Source organism: Tardiphaga sp. (assembly GCF_025356345.1).
Lineage (GTDB): Bacteria > Pseudomonadota > Alphaproteobacteria > Rhizobiales > Xanthobacteraceae > Tardiphaga.
Genome location: NZ_JANXTC010000417.1, coordinates 18,701 through 27,225, shown reverse-complemented (window position 1 = coordinate 27,225; position 8,525 = coordinate 18,701). Strand labels below are relative to the sequence as shown.

Genomic DNA, 8,525 nt, shown 5'->3' with positions numbered 1-8,525 from the left:
GCGAGAACACGCTTTCGACCACCACCGATCCGCCGAGCATGGTTCCGGCCTGCAAGCCAATCAGGGTCACCATCGGCAGCAGCGCGTTGCGCAGCACATGCCGCGTCACCACGCGGGTCTCGTCGAGGCCTTTGGCGCGCGCGGTGCGGACATAATCGAGGTTGAGCACCTCCAGCATCGAGGCGCGCATGATGCGCAGATAGATCGCCAGAAAAATCAGCCCGAGCGTCAGCGTCGGCAGCACCAGATGGCGGGCGATATCGATGACGCCCCAGATGCCGGTCTGCACGGTGCCGATATCCTGAAAACCGCCGGCCGGCAGCCACTGCAGATAGATCGAGAACACCACGATCGCCATCAGCCCGAACCAGAACGACGGCGTGGCGTAGAAGATCAGGCCGACGGTGGAGATCAGCGTGTCCGGCCATTTGTTGACGCCGCGCGCGGCGATCACGCCGAGCACCAGGCCGGCGAAGAACGCGAATGACAGCGATGCGGTCATCAGCAGAATGGTCGGCGGCAGCCGTTCGAGGATCACGGTGGCGACCGGCTTGCCGTAGATCGAGGAGAAGCCGAGATCTAGCCGGATCAGCCGCCACAGATAATTGCCGAGCTGCACGGGGATCGAGAGGTCGAGGCCGTAGAATTTCCGCAGCTCGCGCGCGGTCGCGGCGTCACCGCCGCCCATCTGCGCCATCATCGCGTCGACGGTGTCGCCCGGCGCAAACTGCAGCAGCAGGAACACGCCGATCAGGATCAGGAACAGGGTCGGGATCGAGGCGGCGAGCCGCCGCCCCGCAAGGATCAGAATGCGCATCTGGTGAGTATAGTTTCTATTTTGGACGACGCCATGCTCTCTCCACGTCCTTGCGAAGGCTCTTGCGACGAAGCAATCCAGTTCTTGCCGAGCTTGTGGTTTCTGGATTGCCGCGTCGCGGAGTTTACCATCGGGCCGGCAAAGCCGGACCCGTTGGCTCCTCGCAATGACAAACTGCGAGGCTTTTCGTTGAACGCGCTACTGTGCCGCAGCTCGCATCATGCCGAAAGCCACAGATCATGCCAGCTCGATGATCCCCAGCGCGGCGTATTGGAATGGTTGCGCGCCTTGGCGGTAATCACCGTGACGAAAATCTGTTCGATCGGCATCCACACCGGCAGTTCGGTATTGGCCTGCTTGACGAATTCGGCATACAGCGCCTTGCGCTTCACCGGATCGATCTCGGTGGCGGCATCGTCGATCAGCTTGTCGATCGCCGGATCGGTCCAGTCCCACTGATTGGTCCACGGCGCGCCCTTCGGCTGGCCGGAGCGGTACCACACCGTGGTCGAGACCGCGGGATCGTTGCGATACTGGTGCCAGCCGGTGGCGATGTCGAAGGCATGATCGTCATAGACCTGCTTCAGGAAGCCGCCACCATCATTGCGGACGATTTCGACGGGGATGCCGATCTCGCCCAGCGATTGCTGGATGAAGGTCGCCCAGAGCGAGATGTCCTCGCCCCAGGGCGCTGGCAGCAGCCGCAGCGAGAAGCGGGCGCCGCCGGCGCCGGGTTTGAAGCCGGCCTCGTCGAGCAGCTTGATCGCCTTGGCCTTGTCATAGGGATATTGCGGGGTGTCGGCGCCGGGGAAGAAATCGGTCGATACCGACGGAATCGGGCCGGTGCCCAGCTTGGCGAAGTCGCCGAGGAAATTATCGATGAAGAACGGCACGTTGATCGCATGCGCGATGGCGCGGCGAACGCGGATGTCGGCGAGTTCCTTGCGGCGGAAGTTGAACTCGATGGTGTTGGTGCGGGCGTTGCCCTCATTGCCCTTGGTCGAGACGACGAAGCGCTTGTCCTTGCCGAGCCGCGCGGTGTCGGAAATGGTCAGGCCGGTGAACGGGCTGTAGTGCAGGTCGCCGGCCTCCATCTGGGCGGCGGCGGCGGCGCGGTCGGTGATGACGCGCCAGGTGATGCGGTCGAGATAGGGCGCATTCGGGCGCCAGTATTCGGTGTTGCGGTCGGCGATGATGTATTGGCCGCGCTCATATTTGACGAATTTGAACGGGCCGGTGCCGATCGGCGCGAGGTTGGTCGGGTTCTGCCGGATGTCGCCGGATTCGTAGAGATGCTTGGCGGAGATGTAGCCGAGATCCGGTAGCGCGCGGAGCAGCAGGCCGAGCGGCATCGGCCGCTCATATTTGAACACCGCAGTCAGCGCGTCCGGGGTTTCCACTGATGTCAGGAACAGCTGCAGCGTCGATCCGTAGTTGAGGATCTTCTTCCACATGTTCATGGCGGTGAACTCGACGTCGGCCGAGGTGAACGGCTTGCCGTCGTGCCAGGTGACGCCCTTGCGCAACTTGAAGGTGATGGTCTTGCCATCCGGGGTGGATTCCCAGCTTTCGGCGAGCACGCCGACCGGCTTGCCGTCGGCGTCGAGGTCGACCAGGCTCTCCTGGATCTTGCCGCCGATGATGTAGACGCCGGTCGAGGCCTGGATGCTGGGGTTGAGCTGGCGCTGCTCGGCGCCGTAATGGACGTTGAAAACGCCGCCCTTGCGCGGCGTTTCCTGGGCAAAGGCCCGCATCGGATTGAGCACGTTCGCGGCAATGGCAGCAGAGGTCAGCAGCGCCGTGCGCCGGGTGATTTCGAAGCGTGTCATACCGAAGCGTTCTCCTGTGGTGAAATGACGCCAGCCGGGCGTTGGCTGGGAACCTACGGCACAACGGCGGAGGGAGTCATGCTCTTAATTGCGGCCGTACGAGGCGGTCGTTTTGCGGTAAGCTTGTCTGCCAGGCGTTTGCGACCGTTACCCCCGATCCATGGCTTCGACCTTGGCCGGCTGAGGTCCCGCAAAACCGAATTGATGGATTCAGCAGCAGGGCAGGTCGGCCAGATAGTGCCGCGCGATGCCGTGATCGAGCGCCGCCAGCGCCTGCGCCAGCGTGCCGCTGCTTCGCATTCCGGATCGCATCTGCGCCAGTATCTCGGTGCGGATCGCGGGAAGGTCGATGCCCGGCACGCGACGATCCTTCACCACGGTGCGGCCGCCGACGATCAGCTCGCGGATGTGCCGCGCGGTCGCCCGGGAGAACAGCAGGTTGATCGGATCGGGCGCATCCAGCAGTCCGTCCTCGTCGAGCGCGGCCCAGTCGAGCAGCAGCAGGTCGGCGGCGCGTCCCGGCGCGAGGGCGCCATCCTCCCGGATATTGGTCACCGCGAACCGGCCATGGCCGACCGCGGCGTGCAGCGCCTGATGCCGTGTCGCGTGTTCGAAGCCGGTCCCGGCATGCAGCAGATAGGACAGCCGCAATTCACGCAGCGAATCGTCGTCGTCATCGAGCGCCTTGCTGTCGATTCCGAGCGCCATCGCGCAGCCGGCTCTGGTCATCTGATGCACCGGCGCCAGGCCGGAATGCAGATGCAGATTCGAGCTGGTATTGACCGCGATGGTGACACCGCGCTCGGCCAGCAGTTCGAGTTCGGCTGGCCGCGCCCAGACGCCATGCGCCAGCGTCAGCCGAGGCGATAGCAGGCCGATCTCGTCGAGCATTTTGACAATGCCATCGGGATAGGCTGCGTCGGCCCATTGCCGCTGGTATTTCGTTTCCAGCAGATGCATGTGCACGCGACGGCCCGTGCGATCGGAGGCCTCGGCGGTGGCTTTTAGCAGCGCGTCGCTGCACCATTGCACACCGTTCGGACCGTATTGCACATCGAAGCCGGGTCCAGCGGCCGCGGCAGCCACGTCATCGACCAGCGCCATGTAGTCGCGCGGCGACAGCGGCGCGCGCAGGAAGCGTTGCTCGATTTCGGCGCGCAATGGCGCGGGCAGGGCAGCCAGGATCGGTTCGCTGGCGCCGTAGACCAGCGGGTTACGATCCTTCATTGACACCGCGAAGCCAACGCGGACGCCGACATCGCGGGCGGCGCGCGCCACTTCCGCGGCTTCGGTGGGAAGATCCGTCAGTCCCTGAGCCCGGGTATAATGCACCATCACGGTGCCGGCGCCGCCGAGCGCGCTGTTGGCGAAGGTCATGGCCGCGGCCAGATAGGGATCGACCGAGGGAAACAGCGCCAGATAATGCAGCCAGGATTCCAGCGGCTTGGCGTCGGCGCCGATCGAACTGGTGCGGATCGCGCGGCCATGGTCGTGCGCATTGACCAGCGCTGGCGTCGCCAGCAGCGCGTCGGCGGCAAGCGCGGCCGGCTCGATCGAGGCAATCTTGCCGCCGTCGATCCGGATCGTCTGTGCGCCCGCCATCGGCCCATCGGGTCCGATCGCGTGCGCGCAGTGGATGATGCGGGGCGCGGTGCTCATCAGCGAGCGATCGTCGGCGGAACACGATCGGCCTTCGGCGGCAGGAAGGCGCGGCTGAACACCTCGCCGGCGGTCGGCACCTTCGGCAATTCGAACGAGGCGGCGATGGTCGCGATGTTCGAGGTGACACGCTTGTCGCTGAGGTCGCCGAGGCCGAGTTCTCGGCTTTCAGGCGTGTCGATCAGGGTGCTGTAGACATAGAGCAGGCGGCGCTTCTCGATGTCTTTCTTGATCAGCGGCTCCTCGGCAGCCAGCATCTCGATGGCGGCGTCGGGATTGGCCACGGTCTCCTTGAGCGCGCGGTTGATGGCGCGCAGCAGCCCTTTCACGGCTTCCGGCTTCTCTTTGGCCAGCTTCGGCGACACCATGACCCCGTTGGAATACAGATCGAGGCCAAGATCGGTATAATACATCCAGCGGAAATCCTTGTCCGGATCCAGCTTCAGCGACACCAGATTCATGTAGCTGGTAGCGGTGAACACGGCGACGGAGTCAACCTGGCCTTGCAGCAGCAATTGCTCCTGCAGCGCGGGCGACACCGTGGTGAGATTGATCCTGGCGTAGTCGACATTATTCTGCTTGGCGAGCAGCGGCAGCAGCTTCACCGATGCGCCGCCGGCCGGCGCGCCGAGCTTTGTCCCTTCCAGATCCTTCAAGGTCTTGATCGGACCATCGGCCTTGGTCAGCAGCGCGAACGGCGCCTTGTTGTAGATCATGTAGATCATCACAGGGGCTTCGCCGGGCCGGGTCGCGGCATTCTGGATGATGGCGTTGATGTCGCCGAAGCCGGCATCATAGGCGCCGGACATCACCCGGGTCACCGTCGCGGCCGAGCCCTCGCCCTGGTCGATGGTGACGTCAAGGTTTTCGTCCTTGAAGTAGCCCTTGGCCTTGGCCCAGTAATAGGGCGCATGCAGGCCCTGGATTTTCCAGTCGAGGGTGAATTTTATTTTTACGGGCTCGGCGGCGACAGCACCTGACGCAAAAGGCACGACAAGGCTTCCGGCAACAAGGAGGGACGTCAGTAAACGGCGCATGTCAGTTCTCCAGGAGGGAAGGGCTATAGCCACTTCGGCACGTCGGTCTTTTGAAAGGTCCGCAATTTCTCGATCAATGCCGCGGGTTCCGGATCGACGCAGATCGAGTGCCGGTGCGCGGCGGGCAGGAACTGGGTGGTCACCATGTGATCGATGAAGGCCAGGAACGGCATGTAGAATCCATCGATGTCGAGCAGTCCGACCGGCTTGTCGATCTCGCCGAGCTGGTTCATGGTCCAGACTTCCATCATCTCTTCCATGGTGCCGATGCCGCCGGGCATTGCGATGAAGGCATCGGCCAGTTCGGCCATCCGCTCCTTGCGACCGCGCAACGTGGCGACGATTTCGCTGCGCGTCAGATTGCCATGCGAATGGCCGCGCTGGTGCAGGCGCTCGGTGATCACGCCATGCGCATTGCCGCCGGCACCGAGCAGGGCATCGGCGACGACGCCCATCAGCCCCTTGGTGGTGCCGCCATAGACCAGCGTGATGTTGTCGCGCGCCAGCGCGATGCCGAGCTGCCGCGCACCCTCGGCATAGGCGTCGGAGCCGCCGAAGTTCGAGCCGCAGAACACCGCGACGCTTTTGATCTCGCGCGCAGGAATCATGAACGCTTCTTCTGCTCGAGCAGCGCGAACGGCATCATGACGTGAATACCCTTGCTGCGGTTGACCAGCTGGGTGACGTGCATGTCGCCGGCAAGGCTGCAGAGCATGTAGGCATCGTCGGCGGTCAGCGTGGTGCGCGCCACCACCATGGCGATCATCCGCCGCAGCGCGACGCGGGCAGCCTCGTTGAGATCCTCGTCGAACGCCATCGAGATCAGATGGGTCTTGGTTTCGGCGTAGGGCGCCTCGAGCTGCGCGTTTTTGATGACATCGAATTTGAACGTGCCGGTCAGGCCGGTTTCGACGGCCGTGAGGCAGACTTCGCCGTCGCCCTGCGTGGCATGGCCGTCGCCGCAGGAAAACAGCGCGCCTTCGACGGCCACCGGCAGATATAGCACGGCGCCGGGGCCGAGTTCCTTGTTGTCGATATTGCCGCCGAACGAGGCTGGCATCACCGTGGTGACGCGGCCAATCTCGGGTGCCGGCGCCACGCCCATCACGCCGAAAAATGGATGCGCGGGCAGGTCCATGCCCCACGAGGTGTGGACGATGCCCTTGGCGCAATCGATGCCGTGATGCACCAGGCGTTCGTAGGGGAAGTCATCGGGCAACGTGCCCATGCCGGGCTTGAAAGAATTATATCCCCAGTCGTCGGCGAGCTGCACGTCGACAATCTCGATGCGCAACGCATCGCCGGGCATGGCGCCGCGGATCGCCACCGGACCGGTGAGCAGATGCGGGCCGACCTCCGGTTTCACCGCCGCGTGAATCGCCGTCAGCTCCGGCCGAATGGTCATGCCGGCCTGGGTCGGCAAATTGACAGGGGCGCCACTGACGCTGTTGATCACGATGGTATCGCCGGCATTGATGGTCGCGACCGGCTTCAGCGTGGCGTCGAAATGACCCCAGTGCACGGTGGTCGGAGAAGGAAGAAGGGTCTGTGTCATGGAAATGTCCTAGCCGCCGCCCGCTGCAAAACTGTCGCTGCGCACGGCCCAGCCGGTCACGCGCGCCTCGATCAGTGAGAAGATGATATACAGACCGACGCCGAGCGCGGCCAGAATGAAAAGTCCGGCGAACACCAGCGGCACATCGAAGGAGGAGGACGCGATCATCATCAGATTGCCGATGCCGCGATTCGATGCCACGGTTTCCGAAATCACCGTGCCGACGAAAGCCAGCGTCGCCGCCACCTTCAGCGAGGCGAAGAAATACGGCATCGTGCGCGGCAGGCCGATATTCCAGAGGATCTCGAGCTTGGTGGCGCGCAGCGTCTTCATGACATCCTGCAGTTCCGGCTCGGTCGCGGCAAGGCCGGTGGCGACGTTCACGACGATCGGGAAGATGCACATGATCATCGCGGTGAGAATCGCGGGCACGGTGCCGGCGCCGAACCACAGCACGAAGATCGGCACCACCGCCACTTTCGGGATCGACGAGAACCCGACCAGCATCGGGTAGGCGACGTCATAAGCGAGCTTCGACGATCCGATCAGCGCGCCGAGCAGAATGCCGATCAATATGCCGAAGCCGAAGCCGATCATGGTGGTGTAGAGCGTCTGCACGGCATGCGGCCAGATCCCCGGAAACCGCGTCCACAACGTGACCAGCACCTGGCTCGGCCGCGGCAGCACCATGTCGGAGACGTGGAACGCCAGGCACAGCAATTCCCAGGCGACGAAGAAGCCGAGGATGCAGGCCGTGGACAGGATGCGGCGGCGGCGCAGTTCGCTCATGATACGGCTTCCTGGATGGCCCGGGCGGCGACGATGCGCTCGCGTAGCCGCTGCGTCAGCGACACGAATTCCGGCTCGAACGACACCTCGATGGTGCGCGGGCGCGCGAACGGCACGGCGCTGTCATCGACGATGCGGCCGGGCCGCGCCTGCATCACGCAGATCCGCGACGCCAGATAGGCCGCCTCCTTGAGATCGTGGGTCACCAGCAGCACCGTCGGGCGCTTCTCGATCCACAAATTCTGCATGATTTCCCACAATTCCTCGCGGGTGAACTGGTCGAGCGCGCCAAAGGGCTCGTCGAGCAGGAGCAGCGTCGGTTCATGAATCAGCGCGCGGCACAGCGACGCGCGCTGCTGCATGCCGCCGGACAATTGCCAGGGAAACTTGTCGCCAAATCCCTTGAGCCCGACCTGGGTGAGCGAGGTTTCGACGCGGTCGCGATATTCGGTCCTGCGCTTCGTCGAAAACTCTTTCTTGAACGGCGGCACGATCTTCAGCGGCAGCATGACGTTGTCGCGGATGTTGAGCCACGGCAGCAAGGTCGGGTTCTGAAACGCCATGCCGATCCGCGCCGCATTGGCGCCGATCTCGCGTCCGGCGACGAACACATGGCCCTGCGAGGCGTTCAGCGTGCCCGCCACCAGTTTCAGGATGGTCGATTTGCCGCAGCCCGACGGGCCGACCAGAGCGACGAATTCGCCATGGTCGATGCGCAGCGAGGTCTCTTCCAGCGCCGTGACCGCGTGTTTGGAATCGCCAAAGGTCACCCGCACCTTCTCCAACTCGATCACATTGTCCGCGCGCGGCGTCGATCGGGGGAGCGGAGCGTTCATCGG

General features: G+C 64.0%; 8 protein-coding genes. All 8 read right to left on the bottom strand.

All coding sequences use genetic code 11. From position 1 onward, the window contains the following. The coding region (locus Q0S16_RS25700; protein ID WP_295855192.1) for an ABC transporter permease at positions 1–817 on the bottom strand (817 nt) is incomplete at its 3' end. Positions 818–1,035: 218 nt separating this feature from the next. After that, on the bottom strand, positions 1,036–2,646 hold the full coding sequence (locus Q0S16_RS25695) for an ABC transporter substrate-binding protein (RefSeq protein ID WP_295855190.1): 1,611 nt from the start codon (positions 2,644–2,646) through the stop codon (positions 1,036–1,038). Between the two features lie 210 nt (positions 2,647–2,856). Beyond that, a complete protein-coding gene (locus tag Q0S16_RS25690) occupies positions 2,857–4,305 on the bottom strand; it encodes an amidohydrolase family protein (RefSeq protein ID WP_295855188.1) in 1,449 nt (482 codons plus the stop codon). After that, positions 4,305–5,297 carry an ABC transporter substrate-binding protein gene (locus Q0S16_RS25685; RefSeq protein ID WP_295855183.1) on the bottom strand — a complete coding sequence of 331 codons (993 nt, stop codon included), beginning with the start codon at positions 5,295–5,297 and terminating at the stop codon, positions 4,305–4,307. Before Q0S16_RS25685 ends, Q0S16_RS25690 begins: the two co-directional genes overlap by 1 nt. Positions 5,298–5,365: 68 nt before the next feature. Next, positions 5,366–5,950, bottom strand: a complete 585-nt coding sequence (locus Q0S16_RS25680; RefSeq protein WP_295855178.1) for a TIGR00730 family Rossman fold protein — start codon at positions 5,948–5,950, stop codon at positions 5,366–5,368. Next, positions 5,947–6,897: an acetamidase/formamidase family protein gene (locus Q0S16_RS25675; RefSeq protein ID WP_295855175.1), complete on the bottom strand. Its 951-nt coding sequence runs from the start codon at positions 6,895–6,897 to the stop codon at positions 5,947–5,949. The genes Q0S16_RS25680 and Q0S16_RS25675 overlap by 4 nt, the downstream gene beginning before the upstream one ends. Before the next feature lie 9 nt (positions 6,898–6,906). Further along, on the bottom strand, positions 6,907–7,686 hold the full coding sequence (locus Q0S16_RS25670) for an ABC transporter permease (RefSeq protein WP_295855169.1): 780 nt from the start codon (positions 7,684–7,686) through the stop codon (positions 6,907–6,909). Beyond that, positions 7,683–8,522, bottom strand: coding sequence for an ABC transporter ATP-binding protein (locus Q0S16_RS25665; protein WP_295855166.1), 840 nt, complete (start codon positions 8,520–8,522; stop codon positions 7,683–7,685). Before Q0S16_RS25665 ends, Q0S16_RS25670 begins: the two co-directional genes overlap by 4 nt. Positions 8,523–8,525: the final 3 nt, after the last annotated feature.

Excerpts from the sequence above, each read along its gene's own strand:
- Q0S16_RS25695 (WP_295855190.1), bottom strand. The coding sequence starts at position 2,646 with ATGACACGCTTCGAAATCACCCGGCGCACGGCGCTGCTGACCTCTGCT.
- Q0S16_RS25690 (WP_295855188.1), bottom strand. The coding sequence starts at position 4,305 with ATGAGCACCGCGCCCCGCATCATCCACTGCGCGCACGCGATCGGACCC.
- Q0S16_RS25680 (WP_295855178.1), bottom strand. The coding sequence starts at position 5,950 with ATGATTCCTGCGCGCGAGATCAAAAGCGTCGCGGTGTTCTGCGGCTCG.
- Q0S16_RS25675 (WP_295855175.1), bottom strand. The coding sequence starts at position 6,897 with ATGACACAGACCCTTCTTCCTTCTCCGACCACCGTGCACTGGGGTCAT.
- Q0S16_RS25670 (WP_295855169.1), bottom strand. The coding sequence starts at position 7,686 with ATGAGCGAACTGCGCCGCCGCCGCATCCTGTCCACGGCCTGCATCCTC.
- Q0S16_RS25665 (WP_295855166.1), bottom strand. The coding sequence starts at position 8,522 with ATGAACGCTCCGCTCCCCCGATCGACGCCGCGCGCGGACAATGTGATC.